The 19,067-nt window shown below is 74.4% G+C and carries 17 protein-coding genes; 13 read left to right on the forward strand and 4 right to left on the reverse strand.

Features of this window, described 5'->3' with window-relative positions; all coding sequences use genetic code 11:
* Positions 1-92: 92 nt before the first annotated feature.
* Both BRM3_RS07545 and BRM3_RS07550 read right to left on the reverse strand, forming a co-directional pair.
* On the reverse strand, positions 93-1,529 hold the full coding sequence (locus BRM3_RS07545) for a phospholipase D family protein (RefSeq protein ID WP_263592720.1): 1,437 nt from the start codon (positions 1,527-1,529) through the stop codon (positions 93-95).
* On the reverse strand, positions 1,526-1,699 hold the full coding sequence (locus BRM3_RS07550; RefSeq protein ID WP_263592721.1) for a hypothetical protein: 174 nt from the start codon (positions 1,697-1,699) through the stop codon (positions 1,526-1,528). Before BRM3_RS07550 ends, BRM3_RS07545 begins: the two co-directional genes overlap by 4 nt.
* A gap of 158 nt (positions 1,700-1,857) precedes the next feature.
* On the opposite strand from BRM3_RS07550, the gene BRM3_RS07555 reads away from it, so the two are divergent.
* From BRM3_RS07555 to BRM3_RS07575, 5 genes are all read left to right on the forward strand, one after another.
* Positions 1,858-2,406, forward strand: a complete 549-nt coding sequence (locus tag BRM3_RS07555; RefSeq protein ID WP_263592722.1) for a hypothetical protein — start codon at positions 1,858-1,860, stop codon at positions 2,404-2,406.
* On the forward strand, positions 2,403-3,623 hold the full coding sequence (dxr, locus tag BRM3_RS07560; protein ID WP_263592723.1) for a 1-deoxy-D-xylulose-5-phosphate reductoisomerase: 1,221 nt from the start codon (positions 2,403-2,405) through the stop codon (positions 3,621-3,623). Before BRM3_RS07555 ends, dxr begins: the two co-directional genes overlap by 4 nt.
* The gene (locus BRM3_RS07565) at positions 3,620-4,957 is read left to right on the forward strand and encodes a M50 family metallopeptidase (protein WP_263592724.1); all 1,338 of its coding nucleotides are present in this window, start codon (positions 3,620-3,622) and stop codon (positions 4,955-4,957) included. Before dxr ends, BRM3_RS07565 begins: the two co-directional genes overlap by 4 nt.
* A 139-nt stretch (positions 4,958-5,096) precedes the next feature.
* Positions 5,097-6,254: a flavodoxin-dependent (E)-4-hydroxy-3-methylbut-2-enyl-diphosphate synthase gene (gene ispG, locus BRM3_RS07570; RefSeq protein ID WP_263592725.1), complete on the forward strand. Its 1,158-nt coding sequence runs from the start codon at positions 5,097-5,099 to the stop codon at positions 6,252-6,254.
* A gap of 37 nt (positions 6,255-6,291) precedes the next feature.
* Complete coding sequence (locus BRM3_RS07575; protein ID WP_263592726.1) at positions 6,292-7,107, forward strand: GNAT family N-acetyltransferase; 816 nt, start codon at positions 6,292-6,294, stop codon at positions 7,105-7,107.
* Between the two features lie 75 nt (positions 7,108-7,182).
* On the opposite strand, the gene BRM3_RS07580 is transcribed toward BRM3_RS07575, so the two are convergent.
* A complete protein-coding gene (locus tag BRM3_RS07580; protein WP_263592727.1) occupies positions 7,183-8,025 on the reverse strand; it encodes a class I SAM-dependent methyltransferase in 843 nt (280 codons plus the stop codon).
* Between the two features lie 139 nt (positions 8,026-8,164).
* On the opposite strand from BRM3_RS07580, the gene BRM3_RS07585 reads away from it, so the two are divergent.
* The gene (locus BRM3_RS07585; protein WP_263592728.1) at positions 8,165-9,934 is read left to right on the forward strand and encodes a proline--tRNA ligase; all 1,770 of its coding nucleotides are present in this window, start codon (positions 8,165-8,167) and stop codon (positions 9,932-9,934) included.
* 45 nt (positions 9,935-9,979) lie between these two features.
* Here the strand turns inward: BRM3_RS07585 and BRM3_RS07590 are convergent, their stop codons facing one another.
* Entirely contained in the window at positions 9,980-11,041 is a 1,062-nt protein-coding gene (locus tag BRM3_RS07590) for a DUF4439 domain-containing protein (RefSeq protein WP_263592729.1), read from the reverse strand.
* 292 nt (positions 11,042-11,333) lie between these two features.
* On the opposite strand from BRM3_RS07590, the gene BRM3_RS07595 reads away from it, so the two are divergent.
* The 7 genes from BRM3_RS07595 (at position 11,334) to truB (ending at position 19,005) form a co-directional block, all read left to right on the forward strand.
* Entirely contained in the window at positions 11,334-11,921 is a 588-nt protein-coding gene (locus BRM3_RS07595) for a ribosome maturation factor RimP (RefSeq protein ID WP_263592730.1), read from the forward strand.
* Position 11,922: 1 nt separating this feature from the next.
* Entirely contained in the window at positions 11,923-12,894 is a 972-nt protein-coding gene (nusA, locus tag BRM3_RS07600) for a transcription termination factor NusA (RefSeq protein WP_263592731.1), read from the forward strand.
* A gap of 277 nt (positions 12,895-13,171) precedes the next feature.
* Positions 13,172-13,417, forward strand: a complete 246-nt coding sequence (locus BRM3_RS07605) for a YlxR family protein (RefSeq protein WP_263595426.1) — start codon at positions 13,172-13,174, stop codon at positions 13,415-13,417.
* A gap of 73 nt (positions 13,418-13,490) precedes the next feature.
* Entirely contained in the window at positions 13,491-16,364 is a 2,874-nt protein-coding gene (gene infB, locus BRM3_RS07610; RefSeq protein ID WP_263592732.1) for a translation initiation factor IF-2, read from the forward strand.
* A 129-nt stretch (positions 16,365-16,493) separates the two neighbouring features.
* Positions 16,494-17,624: a TRM11 family SAM-dependent methyltransferase gene (locus BRM3_RS07615; RefSeq protein WP_263592733.1), complete on the forward strand. Its 1,131-nt coding sequence runs from the start codon at positions 16,494-16,496 to the stop codon at positions 17,622-17,624.
* A complete protein-coding gene (gene rbfA, locus BRM3_RS07620; RefSeq protein ID WP_263592734.1) occupies positions 17,624-18,097 on the forward strand; it encodes a 30S ribosome-binding factor RbfA in 474 nt (157 codons plus the stop codon). The genes BRM3_RS07615 and rbfA overlap by 1 nt, the downstream gene beginning before the upstream one ends.
* Positions 18,094-19,005, forward strand: coding sequence for a tRNA pseudouridine(55) synthase TruB (gene truB, locus BRM3_RS07625; protein WP_263592735.1), 912 nt, complete (start codon positions 18,094-18,096; stop codon positions 19,003-19,005). Before rbfA ends, truB begins: the two co-directional genes overlap by 4 nt.
* Positions 19,006-19,067 lie beyond the last annotated feature (62 nt).

Genomic DNA, 19,067 nt, shown 5'->3' on the forward strand with positions numbered 1-19,067 from the left:
CACCGGCGAGCGGGGCCAGCCCACGGCTGGGTCCCGCTCGCGGGGTGAGGGGCGTCGCGGTCCGAGGGTCCCCGTGCCGCAGGGCCCGCCGCTCAGAAGCGGTCGGTGCCGCGCAGCCGCAGCGGGCGCCCGTCGGGGTCGTCCGCGATCCGGTAGACGAGACTGCCCAGCAGGCGCTGCGCGCGGGGCACCGGCGTCATGCGGTAGGCGCGCAGACGGCCCGCGGGGCGGGGCCCGCGCCGGCCTCCTGCATGCCAGGCGTCGAGCCGCGCGGCGCTCGCCCGGAACGCCTCGAAGGCGGAGACGGGGTCGAGCAGGTCCGCGTCGTCGCCCTCGGCACGGTCGAGGTGCTCGCGCGACAGCTCGAGGCGCACGTCCCGCGGCAGCCGGCGCGCCGGGTCCCCGTCGTCGCGCAGCACGCGCGGCTCCCGTTCGTCGGGGATCTCGTCGAGCACCGCGCACGTGAGCTCGCTGTCGTAGGTCCACGAGCGGCGGTTGACGTTGTCCGAGCCGATCGTCATCCACATGTCGTCGACGGTGCACACCTTGGAGTGCACGTACACGGGCGTGCCCTCCACGTTCTCGATCCCGTAGACCCCCACCCGGTCGCCGCCGGCCGCGTACAGCTCGCCGAGGGCCTCGTTGCGCGAGCCCTGGTAGCTCGCGTTGGCGATCAGGGTGTCGGCCGTCGTGTAGGTCGACAGCACGACGATCAGGCGCAGCTCGGGATGCCGCGCGAGGGCGCGCGCGAAGCAGCTCGTCACCTCGCCCGACCACACGTACTGGTCCTCGAGGTAGACGAGGCGCTCGCCGCGCGGGACCGCCTTGGCGTAGGCGCGGGCGATGCTGCGCTCCCCGGAGGGCGCGAAGGGTGAGCGCGGGAGCTTGGACGGGAAGGTGCGCAGCACCTGCACGTGATGGTCGCCGACGGGCTCGGGGTCCGGCAGCGGGGGCGGGAGCTCGCCGCCGTGCCCGTCGTCGCGGTGCACGAGCGCCTCGACGCGCGAGACCGGGTCGAGGGCGAGCGGCGTCGGGTCCTCCCATCGTTCGCGGAAGGTGGCCTCGATGTCGCCGACCGCGGGCCCGCGCACCTCGATCATGAGGTCGTGCCAGGCGGGCGTGGGCCCCCACACGGCGCCCATGCTCACCGTCTGTGGGTCGCCGCGATGCGCGGCGTCGTCGCGCCGCGTGTGGCACATGTCGATGCCGCCGGCGAACGCGACGTCCCGATCCGGGCGCCCCGGATGCCGCAGCACCACGAACTTCTGGTGGTGGCTGCCCAGGGGCAGCACCCGCTGGTCCAGGAGCACCTCGCCGCCGGCGGCGCGGATCCCGTCGGCGAGCGAGCGGTTCTCCTCCTCGGAGTAGTGGATCCGGTCGAGGTGGGAGCGCCAGAACAGGCCCTTGACGACCACACCGCGCCGGGCGGCGTTCGCGAGCAGCTCGACGATCGTGAGCGGACCCTCGCCGACCCGTTCGTCGGGATCGCCCCGCCAGTCGGTGAACAGCAGCAGGTCGCCGGCCGTCATCTCCTCGACGAGCTCGCGCAGCCGCGCGAAGTAGGCGGCGCCGTGGACCAGGGGGCGAGGGGGCGGGTCGAGTTCCCGCTCGAGTAGGCGCGGCCCCCGCGGCGGTGCGACAGCCGGGTGAAGGAGTTCCCGCGCTCGGCGGTCGTGAGGAACCAGTCGTCGATGGCCATGCCCCATTGAACCCCACCGCATCGGGCCCCGCCGCCGACGTCCCGGCCCCGTGAGGCGGACGAGGGCACGGCCGCCCGCTACAGTGAGGGCGGGCCGCGCGCACGGCAGCGTCGTGCCGCCGCGCCCTGGAGCTGATCCCGCCCGAGGAAGGACCACCGTGAGCACATCGTTCGAACGCGTCTCGCGCTTCGGCACCGGCTACGACGTGCGCGAGGTCGACGAGTTCCTCGCCCGCGCCCGCGAGGCCTACGAGGGCGGCGACGCGTCGTTCTCGTCCTCGGAGATCACGGGCGCGAGCTTCGCGAGCGAGCGCGGCGGCTACTCGATGCGCGTCGTCGACGAGGCCCTCGACCGCCTCTCCGACGCCTTCGCGCTGCGGGAGCGCGACGAAGCGATCGCCCGCGGCGGCGAGGAGGCCTGGATCCGCGACCTCACGGCTCGCGCGGAGACCCTCAAGGAACGCCTCGAGCGTCCCGCCGGGCAGCGTTTCGCGCCCGCCCCCGACGGCGAGGTCTCCTATGATCGCGCCGACGTCGACGCCCTGTGCGACGAGCTCATCGCCTACTTCACCGAGGGCCATCCGATGAGCGTCGACGACGTGCGGCGCTCCGCCTTCCGCCGCCGCAAGGGCGCCGACGGCTACTCCGAGGCCGTCGTCGACGTCTACCTCGACCACGTCGCGGACGTGATGGCGTCCGTGCCGTGACCGCCGCACCCGCGCCCCGCCCGGGGCGCCGGGTGGTCGTCCTCGGGTCCACCGGCTCGATCGGGACCCAGACCCTCGACGTCCTGCGGCGCTATCCCGAGGTCGGCCGCGTCGCCGGTCTCGCCGTGTCCGGCTCGCGTCCCGCGCTCGCCGCCCAGCAGGCCCTCGAGCACCGGGCGGACGTGCTCGCCGTCGCCGACGAGCGCAGGGCCGAGGCCGTCGCGGCCGCCGTGCACGAGGCGGCCGCGGCCACCCGCGTCACCGCGCCGCGCCTCACGGCCGGCGAGGACGCCGTCGCCGAGCTCGCGGGCTCCCTCGGCGCGGACGACGTCGTGCTCAACGCGGTCACCGGCTCGATCGGGCTGCGGCCCACCCTCGCGGCGCTCGAGAGCGGGGCGCGGCTCGCGCTGGCCAACAAGGAGTCCCTCGTGGCCGGCGGCGCGCTCGTGACCCAGGCCGCCCGCCCCGGTCAGATCCTGCCCGTCGACTCCGAGCACACCGCGATCGCCCAGGCCCTCGCCGGGGTGCGCCACGACCAGATCGACCACCTCGTCGTGACCGCCTCGGGCGGTCCCTTCCGCGGACGCACGCGCGACCAGCTCGCCCATGTCACGCCCGAGCAGGCGCTCGCCCATCCCACCTGGCAGATGGGCCGTGTCATCACGACCAACTCGGCGACCCTCGTCAACAAGGCCCTCGAGGTGATCGAGGCGTGCTGGCTGTTCGACCTGCCCGAGGAGCGCGTCGAGGTGGTCGTGCACCCCCAGTCGATCGTGCACTCGATGGCGACCCTCGTCGACGGCTCGACGATCGCCCAGGCGAGCCCCCCGGACATGCGCCATGCGATCGGCTGGGCGCTCGCCCATCCCGAGAAGCTGCCCGGGCTCGCGCGCCCCCTCGACTTCTCGCGTGCCCAGTCATGGACCTTCGAGCCCGTCGACGAGCAGACCTTCGGCGCGATCGCCCTGGCCCGGGCCGCGCACCGGCGCGGCGACGGCGCGATGGCCGCCTACAACGCCGCCAACGAGGAGGCCGTCGAGGCGTTCTTCTCCGGCCGCCTGGACTTCCTCGGCATCCTCGACGTGATCGCCGGCGTGCTCGCGGACCCCGCCCTCCCGACCGCCCGGCCCACGGGCGGGATCGAGGCCGTGCTCGCCGTCGAGGCGGCCGCGCGGCGTCTCGCCCACGGCCTCATCGACGCCCGGGACCGCGCGTGACCGTCGCCCTGTACGTGCTCGGCGTGGTCCTCGTGGCCCTCGGCATCGGCCTGTCGATCGCCCTGCACGAGATCGGCCACCTCGTCCCGGCCAAGGCCTTCGGGGTGCGCGTCACCCAGTACATGATCGGCTTCGGTCCCACGATCTGGTCGCGCCGCCGCGGCGAGACCGAGTACGGCGTCAAGGCGATCCCGCTCGGCGGCTACATCCGCATGATCGGCATGTACCCGCCGCACCGGGGCGACGCGCCCGGCACCATCCGCGAGGACTCCACGGGCCTGGTCCAGCAGATGGCGGCCGAGGCCAAGGAGTGGGAGGCCGCCCAGTACGACCCCGCCGAGCAGCACCGCACCTTCGTGGCCCTCTCGGTGCCCAAGAAGCTCGTGGTCATGCTCGGCGGCCCGGTCATGAACCTGCTCATCTCGGCGGTGCTGATGGCCGTGCTGCTGTGCGGCCTCGGCCTGCCCGCCGTCACCAACGAGGTCTCGAGCGTCTCGCGCTGCGTGCTGCCGGCCGACGCCCCCGCCGATGCGAGCTGCGAGGGCCGCCAGGAGGCGCCCGCGCTCGCCGCGGGCATCCGCCCCGACGACGTCATCGTCTCGATCGACGGGACGCCGACGCCCACGTGGGACGACGTGTCGACCGCGATCCGCGGCGCGGGCGACCGCACCGTGCCGGTCGTCGTCGAGCGCGACGGCGAGCGCCTGACGCTGCACGCGACCCCCATCGTCGACGCCCGCCCCGTGTACGCCGCCGACGGCTCGGTCGAGCGGGCCCCCGACGGGTCCGTGCGGACCGAGCAGGTCGGCTTCCTCGGGGTCTCCGGCACCCGCGACCTGGTGCCCCGTCCGGTCACCGAGGTGCCCGGCGCGGTGTGGGACGCCTTCACGGCGACCGGCAGGATCGTCGTCACCCTGCCCGTGCGCATGGTCGACGTGACCCGTGCGGCGTTCGGCTCGGGGGAGCGGGACGCCGACGGCCCCATCGGGGTGGTGGGCGTCTCCCGGCTCGCGGGAGAGATCGTCTCGGCCGACCGCCCCGGCTTCGACCTCGAGGAGAAGCTCTTCACCCTCGTCTCGATGATGTCGAGCCTGAACATGGCCCTGTTCGTGTTCAACCTGATCCCGCTGCTCCCGCTCGACGGCGGGCACGTCGCCGGGGCGCTCCTCGAAGGCGTGCGCCGGACCTGGGCGCGCGTGCGGGGACGACCCGACCCGGGCCCCGTGGACATGTCCCGGATGCTGCCCGTGACCAACGTCGTGGCCCTCGTCTTCATCGCCATGACGGTGCTGCTCGTGTACGCCGACATCGTCCGGCCCATCACCCTGTTCTGATCGGGCCGGGACCCCGCGCCCGGCCCGCGACGACGTGCGCGTGGGGCCCGTCACGACGGCTGTGGAGGACGCGTGCAGGTGATGTCCCCAACCCCGTGCGCCGGCCCCGGAGGGGGCCGTGCGGTGGGATGATGACGCGGTGACTTCCGTGAGCCTCGGCATCCCCACCGTCAAGGAGGCGCCGCGCGTGCTCGCGCCGCGCCGCGTCAGCCGCACGTTCGCCGTCGGCGACATCTTCATGGGCGGTGACGCCCCCATCAGCGTGCAGTCCATGACCACGACGCCCACCCATGACATCAACGCGACGCTCCAGCAGATCGCGGAGCTCGCGACCGCCGGGTGCGACATCGTGCGCGTGGCCTGCCCCCGCCAGGAGGACGCCGACGCCCTTCCCGCGATCGCCGCGAAGTCTCCGATCCCCGTGGTCGCGGACATCCACTTCCAGCCCAAGTACGTGTTCGCCGCGATCGAGGCCGGCTGCGCGGGCGTGCGCGTGAACCCGGGCAACATCCGCCGCTTCGACGACCAGGTGCGCGACATCGCCCGGGCCGCCAACGACCACGGCACCGCGCTGCGCATCGGCGTGAACGCCGGCTCGATCGACCAGCGCATGATGAAGGACCTCCAGCGGGTCACCCCCGAGGCCCTCGTCGAGTCCGCGGTGTGGGAGGCCTCGCTCTTCGAGGAGCACGACTTCCACAACTTCGCGATCTCGGTCAAGCACAACGACCCGGTCATCATGGTCGAGGCCTACCGCCAGCTCGCCGCGCGCGGCGACTGGCCCCTCCACCTCGGCGTGACCGAGGCGGGGCCCGCCTTCCAGGGCACCATCAAGTCCTCCGTCGCCTTCGGCATCCTGCTCGCCGAGGGCATCGGCGACACGATCCGCGTGTCCCTGTCGGCCCCGCCCGTCGAGGAGGTCAAGGTCGGCAACCAGATCCTGCAGTCCCTCAACCTCAAGCCGCGCAAGCTCGACATCGTCTCGTGCCCCTCGTGCGGGCGCGCCCAGGTCGACGTCTACACGCTCGCGGAGAAGGTCACCGAGGGGCTCAAGCATCTCGAGGTGCCGCTGCGCGTGGCCGTCATGGGCTGCGTCGTCAACGGCCCCGGCGAGGCCCGCGAGGCGGATCTCGGGGTCGCCTCCGGCAACGGCAAGGGCCAGATCTTCGTCAAGGGCGAGGTCATCAAGACCGTGCCCGAGGCCGACATCGTCGAGGTCCTGCTCGAGGAGGCGAACCGCATCGCGGCGACCATGGACGCCGCCGAGGCCGGCGCCCCGTCGGTCGCGGTGAGCTGACCCCCGCATGTTCGGCCGCGGAGCAGGGACACGCGCCGTGCGCCCGGCCACGGTCGAGGCGGCGCTGCGGCTGGCGCTCGCCGATCCGCTGACCAACGCCCTGGCGGGCTCGCGGCTCGTGGAGCTGCGCCACAGCGCCACCGCGCTGTCCCGCGAGTTCGCCATGGTCGGCCCCGATCTCGTGCCGCGCGGCGTGCTGTGGAACGGCGCGAACGCGTGCCCGATCGGCGCCGACGACGAGGCCCTCGACCGCTTCGCCGAGCGGCTCGCCGCACGCGGCCGCACCACGAGCTCGCTCGTCGGGCCGCGCACGGCGATCGAGCGGATGTGGACCACGATCGGGCCCGCATGGGGCCGCGCGCGCGACTACCGCTGGTCCCAGCCCCTGCTCGAGGCCGTCGACACGCCCTCCGTGCGGCCCGACCCCGCGATCCGTCCCGCTCTGCGCGGCGAGGAGGAGCTCGTCTTCCCCGCCTCGGTCGCGATGTTCCGAGAGGAGGTGGGCACCGATCCGACCGCCTACGACGGCGGCCGCGGCTACTACCGCCGGGTGGCCGAGCTGGTGGGGCTCGGCAGGACCTACGTGCTCCTCGAGCACGGGCGCGTCGTGTTCAAGGCCGACGTCGGCGCGATCTTCGGGGACGTCGCCCAGCTGCACGGCGTCTGGGTGGACCCGGCTCGACGCGGTCGGGGCATCGCGCGGCGGGCGATGGCCGCCGTGACCGAGCAGGTGCGGCGCGACCACGCGCCGCGCGTCTCGCTGTACGTCAACGACTTCAACGAGCCGGCGCGCAAGGCCTACGCGGCCTCCGGGTTCCGCCAGGCCGGGGAGCTCGCGACCGTCCTGTTCTGACGTGCGCCCGTGCGGGCCGCGGAGCCCCTGCCCCGCCGCACGGCCTCATCGCACCGCACGGCGCCCCCTCGCGCCTCAGACCTGCGCGGGACGATGCGCGGTGAGCACGAACTGCAGGGGCATGCGGTCGGGGTCCTCGCGCAGGCGGTAGCGGTCGCCCTCGGCGACCATGAGGTCGGGCCAGGGCGTCCAGGCCGCGTACGGGGTCTCCTCGAAGGAGTCGAGCACGAGGCCCGCCTCGAGCACGGCCGTGACGATCTGGCCGATCGAGTGGTTCCACTGGTGGCTCACGCCGTGCACGATGGCGGGGGCGTCGGGCGCGGCATCGATGTAGGAGGCGTCGTCGTCCCACGTCATCGGGGTCTCGCGCTGGAAATAGGGCTGCTCGACCCGCAGCCCCTGCGAGACGTCCTCGCCGATCGTCATCGACATCGGGTGGTCGTCGCGCACGAGGAAGCGGCCTCCCGGGCGCAGCAGGGAGGCGACGACCCGCGCCCACGCCGCCACGTCGGGCAGCCAGCACAGCACCCCGATCGAGGTGTAGACGAGGTCGAAGTCCCCGTCGACGGCCGTGCGCGCGTCGTACACGTTGGCCTCGACGAGCTCGAGATCGGCGCCGCAGCGCGCCGCGATCGCGCGGGCGCGGCGCACCGACTCGCCCGAGAGGTCCACCCCGACCACGCGGCGCGCGCCCAGGCGCTGGAGGCTCACGGTGTCGGTTCCCAGATGGCACTGCAGATGGATCACGTCCGCTCCCGTCAGGTCGCCGAGGCGCCCGACGTCCTGGGCGACCTCGGGGGAGAGGCGGGCTCGATCCGCGACGAGGGCGTCGATGCCGTAGCCGGAGGCCTCGTGGAGCGCCGCCCGGTCGTCCCAGTTGGCGCGGTTGTCGGCGAAGTAGCGGTCGCGGTCGGTCATGGTCCGACGCTATCGGCGCCCCGCGGTGCCCGACGAGCGGTTTTCGCGGCGGCGTCCGGGCCCGTGCGCCCCATTACGATGGACCAGGCGCCGCCCGAGCCGACGGGCGCCGCCGTCGACCACCGCGAAAGGCCCGCCCATGATCCGCATGTCCTCGTCGTTCATCCGCACCCTGCGCGAGGACCCGGCGGACGCCGAGGTCGCGAGCCACAAGCTGCTGGTGCGCGCCGGGTACATCCGCCGCAGCGCCGCCGGCATCTACACCTGGCTGCCGCTGGGGCTCAAGGTGCTGCGCCGCGTCGAGCAGATCGTGCGCGAGGAGCAGGACGCGATCGGCGGCCAGGAGGTCCTGTTCAGCGCCCTCCAGCCGCGTGCGCCGTACGACGCCACGGGCCGCTGGGACGACTACGGCGACAACATCTTCCGCCTGCAGGACCGGCGGCGGGACGACTACCTGCTCGCCCCCACGCACGAGGAGATGTTCGCCCTGCTGGTCAAGGACATGTACTCCTCGTACAAGGACCTGCCGACCATGCTCTACCAGATCCAGAACAAGTTCCGCGACGAGGCGCGCCCCCGCGCGGGCCTGCTGCGCGTGCGCGAGTTCGTGATGAAGGACGCGTACTCCTTCGACGTCGACGACGCCGGCCTCGACCGCTCGTACGACCTCCAGCGGATCGCCTACACGCGGACCTTCGACCGCCTCGGTCTGCCCACCGTGATCTGCCAGGCCGACGCGGGCGCGATGGGCGGCAGCCGCTCCGAGGAGTTCCTGCACCCCACCCCGGTCGGCGAGGACACCTTCGTGGTCTCCGACGGCGGCTACGCCGCCAACGTCGAGGCGGTCACGACGCTCGCGCCCGAGCCGCTCGACGACGAGACCATCGCGACCCTGCCGCTCGCGCACACCGAGGACACGCCCGGCGCCTCGACCATCGCCGCGCTCACCGACTTCTCCAACGCCACGTTCCCCCGCGAGGGCGGGCAGTGGACCCGCTACGAGATGCTCAAGCACCTCGTGTACCTGCTCACCCACCCCGACGGCTCGACCGAGCCGCTCGTGATCGCGCTGCCGGGCGACCGCGAGGTCGACGAGAAGCGGCTCGAGGTGGCCGTCGCCCCCGCGGTCGCGACGCCCTTCGGCGAGGAGGACTTCGCGCGCCACCCCGTGCTCGCCAAGGGCTACATCGGCCCCGCCGGGCTCGGGCTCACCTCGGACTCCGGGATCCGGTACCTCGTCGACCCGCGCGTCGTGCCGGGCACCGCGTGGGTCGCGGGCGCCGGCCAGAAGGACCGCCACGTCTACGACCTCGTCTACGGCCGCGACTTCGTGGCCGACGGCACGATCGAGGCGGCCGAGGTCAAGGACGGCGATCCGGCTCCCGACGGCTCCGGCCCGCTGCGCATCACGCGCGGCATGGAGATGGGGCACATCTTCCAGCTCGGCCGCAAGTACGCCGAGGCGCTCGGGGTGACCGTGCTCGACGAGAACGGCAAGCAGGTGGTCGTGACGATGGGCTCCTACGGGATCGGGGTGACCCGCGCGGTCGCCGCGATCGCCGAGACCTTCCACGACGACAAGGGGCTCACCTGGCCGCGCTCCGTGGCCCCGGCCGACGTGCACGTGCTCGCGACCGGCAAGGACTCCTCGGTGTTCGACGAGGCCGAGCGCATCGCGCGCGATCTCGAGGCCGAGGGGATCGAGGTCCTCTACGACGACCGCCCCAAGGTCTCCCCGGGCGTGAAGTTCAAGGACGCCGAGCTGCTCGGCGTTCCGACCACCGTGGTCGTCGGGCGCGGGCTCGCGAGCGGGGTCGTCGAGATCCGCGACCGGGCCAGCGGCGACGTGGCCGAGACCTCGCCCGCCGACGTCGTCACCCAGGTGATCGCCGCGGTGCGCGCCGGCTGACCCGCCGTCGTCCGCGGGCCGAGAGGTCCGCGGCAGGCGGCGCGCTCAGCGGTCGTCGGCCGAGAGGGACGGCAGGACGGGGATGGCCGAGACCGCGCCGACCAGGCCGTGCGCCTCGGCGAGCGCGGTCGCGACCGCGAACGCCCGGCGCGCGAAGGGGACCGCGCCGACCATCGCGACCCAGTCCTCGAGCAGCCCCTGGCCGATCCCGGCGGGCAGCTCCTCGAGCGTCGCGGCGTCCAGACCCCCGCCCGGCAGGGGGTACACGGCCTCCTGCGGCACGTCCGTGATCTGGTCCTCCTCGGCGATCCGGGCGAGGCGCCGGGCCCGGTCGCGATGCAGGCCCGAGGTGTCGAGCAGCGGGGTGCGGGCGGCCGCGTCCGTCGCGCGGGCGGCCATCACCTCGAACGCGTAGCCCGCGTACCACTCGTCGCCCTGGGCCTCCTGGAGCGCCGCCTCGTAGTCGACGGTCGCGGCGACCGACGGCGGGTCCGAGGTGGGCACCTCGCGGGTCGGGACGAGGGCGTCCTCCCCGGGCGGAGCGGGCGCCGCGAGCGCGGCGTCGCCCGCCGCGAGCACGAGGGTGCCCGCGGCCCACTGGAGGTGGGAGACGATCGCGGCGATCACCCGGGCCAGGGATCCCGAGCACTGCACGCAGGCGTCGGCGCCGAGCGCGATCATCTGCCCCAGCAGGTCGACGATGCCCGCGGCGTCCACCGGCTGGGCCTCGGCGCCCCCGCCGTCGCTCGCCCCGTGGCCCGCGGAGCTCGCGTCCTGCTCCTTCTGGGCCTCGGCCCCCGTGAGCAGGGCGTCGCGGTGCTCGACGAGCGCGGCGTGCAGCTCGCGGACGCGCCCGGCGATCTCCTCGCGGGGGTCCGCGCCGCCGGCCGTGGCCTCGAGCAGGCGGTCCAGCAGCTCCAAAAGGTCGGCGCGGTAGAGGTCGTCGATGCCGAGCGGCGGCGGGGTGTAGGCGGCGGGCTGGCCCACGCGCACGGAGCCGCATCCTGCGACGGCGAGCACGGCGGAGGCGCCGAGCCCCCAGCGCAGCACGGACCGGCGGCTGGGCGCGGAGGAGCGCGGGGCGGGGGAGCGGGTCGGGCCGGGCACCCGACGATTCTCGCATCCGAGACCAGCGCCTGCCGGCACCCGCCGGCACCCGTCGGCTCCCGCCAGCGCGTGCCCGCAGCCGTCTGTCGTCGCCGTCCGCCGTCCGCCCGGTCGGTCGGGCCCCTCGTCGATCCAGCACCCAGGGGCGGCGACTAGACTCGACCGTGCCGCCGCGCCATCGGGTGCGGCGGTCCGTTGTCCGGCACCGCCGGGCGCGGGTCCGACCTGACAATCCCGCCCGCCGCGTCCTCATGGGACGGCCGGCGGCCCACGATCGTGAAGAGGTGCCCGAGTGACGATCGCCCCCGACGCCTCCGAGTCGCTGAGGACGACCGTCGTCCCGCTCGTCGAGCGCGCCGGCCTGTTCTGCGAGGACGCCGCCGTGCGCCCGCGCGGCGGCCGCACGCAGGTCACGGTCGTGGTGGACCTGCCCGAGGACCGCACCGGCAGCGTCGACCTCGACACCGTGGCCGCGCTGTCCCGCGAGATCTCCGACGCCCTCGACGCGGACGACGCCTTCCTCGGCGGCGCCGCCTACGACCTCGAGGTCGGAACCCCGGGCGCGGAGCGCACCCTGACCGCGCCGCGGCACTTCCGGCGCTCGCGCGGTCGCCTGCTCGCCCTCCGCACGCAGGACGGCCGCGAGCTGACCGCTCGCCTGCTCGACGTCTCCGACGACGACACGGCCCGCGTGCGACCCCAGGACCCGCCCGGCACCAAGCCCCGCACCCGCTCCCGGCCCGTCGCGGACCTCGAGCTGCCCCTCGCAGACATCGCGTCCGCCCGGGTGCTGATCGAGTTCTCCCCGCCCGCGGACCTCGAGGACCTGCCCGCGGGGGACGCCGACGACACACACCCCGACGACCAGGTGGAAGGCTGACATGGACATCGACATGGGAGCGCTGCGTGCGCTCGAACGGGAGCGGGACATCTCGCTGCCCGTCCTGCTGGACGCCATCCGCCAGGCCCTCCTGGTCGCGTACCAGCACACCGAGGACCCGGCCCGGTCCGCGCGCGTCGAGATCGACGAGCGCAGCGGCCGCGTCTCCGTGCTCGCCCAGGAGCGCGACGAGGACGGCGAGGTCGTCCGCGAGTGGGACGACACCCCCGCGGGCTTCGGGCGGGTCGCCGCGTCGACCGCCCGCCAGGTCATCTTCTCGCGCATCCGCGAGCTCGAGGACGAGGCCGTGATGGGGGAGTTCGCCTCCCGCAGCGACGACATCGTCTCGGGCGTGATCCAGCAGGGGCGCGACCCCCGCATGGTGCAGGTGGACCTCGGCAGCGTCGAGGCCGTGCTGCCGCCCCACGAGCGCGTGCCGGGGGAGGACTACTCCCACGGCACGCGCATCCGCGCGTACGTCGTCGAGACCCGTCGCGGGCCCAAGGGCCCCCAGATCACGCTGTCGCGCTCGCACCCCAACCTCGTGCGCCGCCTGTTCGCGCTCGAGGTGCCCGAGGTCGCCGACGGCACCGTCGAGATCGCCGCGCTCGCGCGCGAGGCCGGGCACCGCACCAAGGTGGCCGTGCGCGCGACCGTGCCGGGCGTCAACGCCAAGGGCGCGTGCATCGGCCCCATGGGCGCCCGCGTGCGCGCCGTCATGAACGAGCTCAACGGCGAGAAGATCGACATCGTCGACTACGACGAGGACCCCGCGACCTTCGTCGCGAGCGCCCTCTCGCCCGCCCGCGTGACGAGCGTCGTCGTGATCGACGAGGTCGCCCGCGCCGTGCGCGCGACGGTCCCCGAGGGCCAGTTCTCGCTCGCGATCGGCAAGGAGGGCCAGAACGCCCGCCTCGCCGCGAAGCTCACGGGCTGGAAGATCGACATCCGTCCCCAGAGCGCGCCGTCCTGATCGGGGCGGGGTGATGGATCACACCGCCACCCGTCCGGCCCGTGACGTGCACCTCCGCTACACTGGAGGGGCTGTTCATGCGTCCGACTGCCCTCGGACCGCCGATCCGTCGCCCCTGCGGGCGTCGTGCCGGCCGGGTCCCGGGAGCACGGGAGCATGAGGCGCTCGAGAGGGAGGTGACGGTGTGGATCCGCGCACCGCGACCTCCTCGCCCGAGCGGACGTGCGTGGGCTGCCGCAAGAAGGCCCCGCGCGATCAGCTCGTGCGTCTGGTCCGGGTGGGATCCCCGGACGGCGCCGCGCCCCGGATCCGGGTGGACGCTGCCGCGTCCGCGCCCGGCCGCGGGGCCTGGCTCCACCCCGACGCCCGATGCCTCGACCTCGCCCTCCGGCGAGGAGGCCTGGCCCGGTCCTTCCGGGGCCCGGTCGAGGTGGGCTCGCCCGACGAGCTCGCCCGACATCTCGAGGCGGCACATGCACCACTCACACAGAAGCGGGTAGAAGAACCAATGGACATCCGATGAGTACTCGACAATGAGCACCCACCAGATCTGATGGTCCGCGCCCTCCTGTCGGCCGGACCGAGACAGGAGAATTGTGGCTAAGGTCCGCGTCCACGAGCTCGCCAAGGAGCTCGGACAGCCGAGCAAGGTCGTTCTGCAGAAGCTGCAGGACATGGGCGAGTTCGTCCGCTCAGCATCCTCGACCATCGAGGCCCCCGTCGCGCGTCGGCTGCGCGATCAGTTCCCGGGATCGTCGAACCAGTCCGCGGGATCCCCCGCGAAGGCCTCCGCGCCCGCGGCCCCCAAGCCCGGCCAGAAGCCTGCGACGCCCAAGCCGGGCGCGGCCAAGCCGGCCCCGGCCCCCGAGCAGCCGGCCGAGCAGAAGCCCGACCGGTCGAGCGCTGCCGACACGCAGCGCCCGGCGGCGTCCGCCAAGCCCGGCGGCGCCCCCAAGCCGGGACAGACCCCGGCCCCGCGCCAGGCCCCGGCCGCCGAGACCCCGGCGGCCCCGGAGCGTCCGGCCGCGCAGGAGCGCTCCTCCGCGCCCAAGCCCGGCCAGGCCGGTCCCCGTCCCGGCGGTGCGCCGCGCCCGGGCAACAACCCCTTCGCGACCAGCCAGGGCATGCCCCGGCCCGGTCAGCGTCGCCAGGGCGGCGGCCAGGGCGGTCCCCGTCCCGGCAACAACCCCTTCGCGACGAGCCAGGGCATGCCGCGTCCCGGCGCCCCGCGCCCGCCGCGCGACGGGCAGAACGCCGGCGGCTCCCGTGAGGGCGGCGCCCGTCCCGCGGCTCCGCGTCCCGGCGGCCGTCCCGGCATGCCCACCCCCGGCGTCATGCGTCAGCACGCCCACGGCGGCATCCAGGATGCCCGTCAGGGCGGCACCCGCCAGGGCGGCGGCGCGCGTCCCGGCCCCGGCGGCCGCGGCGGCGGTCGTCCCGGCGCCCCCGGCGGTGCGCCCGGTGGCGGCGGCTTCCCCGGCGGCGGTCGTCCCGGCGGCGGCGGTCGCGGCGGTCGTGGCGGCACCCAGGGTGCCTTCGGCCGCGGCGGCAAGCCCGCCCGCTCCCGCAAGTCCAAGCGCGCGAAGCGCCAGGAGTTCGAGCAGATGCAGGCGCCGGCCCCGGGCGGCGTCTCGATCCCGCGCGGCAACGGCCAGACCGTCCGTCTGCGCCGCGGCGCGTCGCTCACCGACTTCGCCGACCGCATCGACGTCAACCCCGCGTCGCTGATCACGGTGCTCTTCGCGATGGGCGAGATGGCCACGGCCACCCAGTCCCTCGACGAGGACACGTTCCACCTGCTCGGCGAGGAGCTCGGCTACCGGATCGAGATCGTCTCGCCTGAGGACGAGGAGCGCGAGCTGCTGGGCCAGTTCGACATCGACCTCGATGCCGAGCTCGCCGACGAGGACGACGAGGACCGCCTGCCGCGTCCGCCGGTCGTCACCGTCATGGGCCACGTCGACCACGGCAAGACCCGACTGCTGGACACGATCCGCAACGCCCACGTCCAGGCGGGCGAGGCCGGCGGCATCACCCAGCACATTGGCGCCTACCAGGTCGTCGTCGAGCACGAGGGCGAGGAGGGCCTCGAGGAGCGCCCGATCACGTTCATCGACACCCCGGGCCACGAGGCGTTCACCGCCATGCGTGCCCGCGGCGCCGACGTCACGGACATCGCGATCCTCGTGGTCGCGGCCGACGACGGCGTGATGCCCCAGACCGTCGAGGCGCTCAACCACGCCCAGGCGGCCGACGTGCCGATCGTGGTCGCGGTCAACAAGATCGACAAGCCCGACGCGAACCCGCAGAAGATCCGTCAGCAGCTGACGGAGTTCAACCTGGTGGCCGAGGAGTACGGCGGCGACACCATGTTCGTGGACGTCTCCGCCCGCGAGAACCTGAACATCGACCAGCTGCTCGAGGCGGTCCTGCTCACCGCGGACGCCGCCCTGGACCTGCGCGCCAACCCGGACAAGGACGCGCGCGGCGTCGCGATCGAGGCCAACCTCGACCGCGGCCGCGGCCCCGTGGCCACGGTGCTCGTCCAGCAGGGCACCCTGCACGTCGGCGACGCCATCGTGTGTGGCACCGGCCACGGCCGTGTCCGCGCGATGCTCGACGAGCACGGCCAGCAGCTGCAGGAGGCGGGTCCGTCCCGCCCCGTGCAGGTGCTCGGTCTGACCTCGGTCCCCGGCGCGGGCGACTCCTTCCTGGTCGCCCAGGACGAGCGCACCGCCCGGCAGATCGCCGAGAAGCGCGAGGCCGCCAACCGTGCCGCGCTGCTGTCGCGCACGCGCAAGCGGATCAGCCTCGAGGACATCAACAAGGCCATGGCCGAGGGCAAGGTCGAGACCCTCAACCTCATCCTCAAGGGCGACGCGGCGGGCTCCGTCGAGGCGCTCGAGGAGGCCCTGCTCGGCATCGAGATCGACGACCAGGTGCAGCTGCGCATCATCGACCGCGGCGTCGGCGCGATCACGATGAACAACATCAACCTGGCCGTCGCCTCGGACGCCGTGATCATCGGCTTCAACGTCCGGGCCGAGGGGCAGAACGCCGAGTACGCCGACCGCGAGGGCGTGGAGATCAAGTACTACTCCGTGATCTACCGCGCGATCGAGGAGGTCGAGCAGGCTCTGCAGGGCATGCTCAAGCCGGAGTACGAGGAGGTCGACACGGGCTCCGCGGAGATCCGCGACATCTTCCGCTCCTCGAAGTTCGGCAACATCGCCGGCTCGATCGTGCGCAGCGGGACCATCCGCCGCGGCGCCAAGGCGCGCATCACGCGCCGGGGCGTGGTCATCACGGAGAACCTCGAGATCGCCGGTCTGCGACGGTTCAAGGACGATGTCACCGAGGTCCGCGAGGGCTTCGAGTGCGGCATCAACCTGGGCTCGTTCAACGACCTGCAGCTCGAGGACCTCATCACGACCTACGAGATGCGCGAGAAGCCCCGCGAGACCAAGTGATCCGATCGGTGCGGGCGCGGCGGTGACGCCGCCCCCGCACCGGCCCTGCGGCGCCCCGGTCCCCGTGACCGGGGCGCTCCCGTGTCCCCGGGGTATCCTTCCCGGGCCCGCCGAGCGAACGGAGTGGCGATGTCCAGCACCGATCCCCAGCCCGTCGAGGGCCTGCTGATCCTGCGCGCCCCCTCGGCCAACCGCGTCTACACCGACGCCGCCGGCCCGCTCGTGGTCGCCGAGGCGCGACGCGTGCTCGCCGCGCACCTCGGCGTGCCCGTGCGGGTGCACGAGCGCCGCCTCGCGGGGGTCGACTACGTCGAGGTGCTCGCCGACGTCGACCGCGGCACGCTCGTGCGCGCCGTCTCCGGCCTCTCGAGCACCCTCGCGCTGTTCGCCCCCCGGGAGGCGGACGACGGCGTGCTGCTCGAACCGGTGGAGCCCGCGTCCGTGCACCGGCACGGCAGCGACCTCGAGACCACGCTGCGCTACCCGGGCAAGACCAACGAGCAGTTCACGGCGCTGCTGCTGAACCTCGCGGCGGCCGCCTCGGAGCGCCGCGCGGGGCTCGCCGACGGCTCCCTCGCGGTCCTCGACCCCCTGTGCGGCCGCGGCACGACCCTCTCGCGGGCGCTGCGCCTCGGCCTCAGCCCCGTCGGAGCCGACCTCGACCGCACCGACATCGAGGCCTATCGCGCGTTCCTGCTCACCTGGCTGCGCACCCACCGCCTCAAGCACACCTCGTCGACGGGGCGCCTCGCCGCGCACGGCACGGTGCTCGGCACCCGGTTCACCGCCGAGCTGGCCGCCGACAAGGCCGCCCAGCGGGCCGGAGAGGTCCAGCGCGTCGAGCTCCTGCGCTGCGACACGACGGAGCTCGGCTCCGCGCTCGGCTCCGCGCGCTTCGACGCGATCGTCGCGGACCTGCCCTACGGCGTCCAGCACGGCGCCCGCAGCGGCGGCGACCTGCGGCGCTCCCCGCTCGGCACCCTGCGCGACGCCCTGCCCGTGTGGCGTCGCCTCCTGCGCCGCGACGGCGGCATGGCCCTCGCGCTCAACCGCCGCACCGCGCCGCTCGACGAGACGGCCGCCGTGCTCGAGGGAGCCGGCTTCGCCGTGCTCGGCGACCCCGGCGCCTTCCGGCACCGCGTCGACCAGGCCATCGACCGCGACGTCGTCGTCGCGGTCCGCACCGACCACCCCCGCGCGGAGGAGCTGCGCGGGCTCTTCGAGGACGCGTCCGCGCCCGCACCCGAAAGGACCCCATGATGAGCGAGAACCCCCGCGCCCGGCGCCTGGCCGACCGGATCAAGGAGATCGTCGCCACCACGATCGACACCCGGGTCAAGGACCCCCGCCTCGGCTTCGTGACCATCACCGACGTGCGCGTCTCCGGCGACCTCCAGCACGCGACCGCGTTCTACACGGTCTTCGGCGACGAGGAGGAGCGTGCGGGCACCGCCGCGGCGCTCCGCTCCGCGACCGGCATGCTGCGCAGCGAGGTGGGGCGCCAGACCGGCGTCCGCCTCACCCCGACGCTCGAGTTCATCGCCGACGCGCTGCCCGAGAACGCGCGCACGATCGAGGACCTCCTGGTCGAGGCCCGGCATCGCGATGCCGACCTGGCCCGCTCGAAGGAGGGCGCCCGCTACGCCGGCGAGGCCGACCCGTACCGCGCGCCCCGCGAGGCGGAGGACGCCGACGGCGCCGCGGACGCCGACGAGGACGACCCGCGCGCGTGAGCACCGCGCCGCACGGGGTCCTGCTCGTCGACAAGTCCCCGGACTGGACCAGCCACGACGTCGTCGGGCGGGCCCGCCGGCTGCTCGGCACCAAGAAGGTCGGGCACGCCGGCACCCTCGACCCGATGGCCACGGGGCTGCTGGTCCTCGGCATCGGGCAGGGCACCCGGCTGCTCACGTACCTGGTGGGGCTGGACAAGACCTACCGGGCGACCATCCGGCTCGGCCAGGCCACCACGACCGACGACGCCGAGGGCGAGGCGCGCGGCGAGATCGTCGACGCGAGCGGCCTCGACACCGCGGCGATCGAGCGCGCCCTGAGCGCGCTGCGCGGCCCGATCGCGCAGGTCCCCAGCTCCGTGAGCGCCATCAAGGTCGACGGGCAGCGCGCCTACGCGCGCGTACGCGCAGGCGAGGACGTGCAGCTCGCCGCCCGACCCGTCACGATCGACCGCCTCGACGTGACCGCGACGCGCGTCGACGGCCCCTTCTGCGACCTCGACGTGGTCGTGGACTGCAGCTCGGGCACCTACATCCGTGCGCTCGCCCGGGACCTCGGCGCGGCCCTCGGCACGGGCGGGCACCTCACCGCCCTGCGCCGCACCCGTGTCGGCCCCTTCGAGGTCGCCGACGCGGTCGTGCTCCCGCCCCGCGGGCAGGAGGCCGACGCCCCGCCGCTGCGCGGCCTGGGCGCGACCGCGCGCGTCGTCCTGCCCCCGCTCGAGGTCGACGAGGACGCGGCCGTCGAGCTCGGCCACGGTCGCCGACCCCACGTCGACCCCGCCGCCCTCACGGCCGGCCCGACCGCCGTGCTGGACGCCGCCGGGCGCCTGGTCGCCGTGGCCGAGGCCGTCGACGGCGACCGGCTGCGCCCGCTGCTCGTGATCCCGGCGGACGCGCGCTCCTAGCTGCGCCGAGCCCCGCGCACGACCGCACGAGGCCCCCTCCCGCAGCGGGAGGGGGCCTCGTC

It is taken from the genome of Brachybacterium huguangmaarense (assembly GCF_025725725.1).
GTDB classification, from domain to species: domain Bacteria; phylum Actinomycetota; class Actinomycetes; order Actinomycetales; family Dermabacteraceae; genus Brachybacterium; species Brachybacterium huguangmaarense.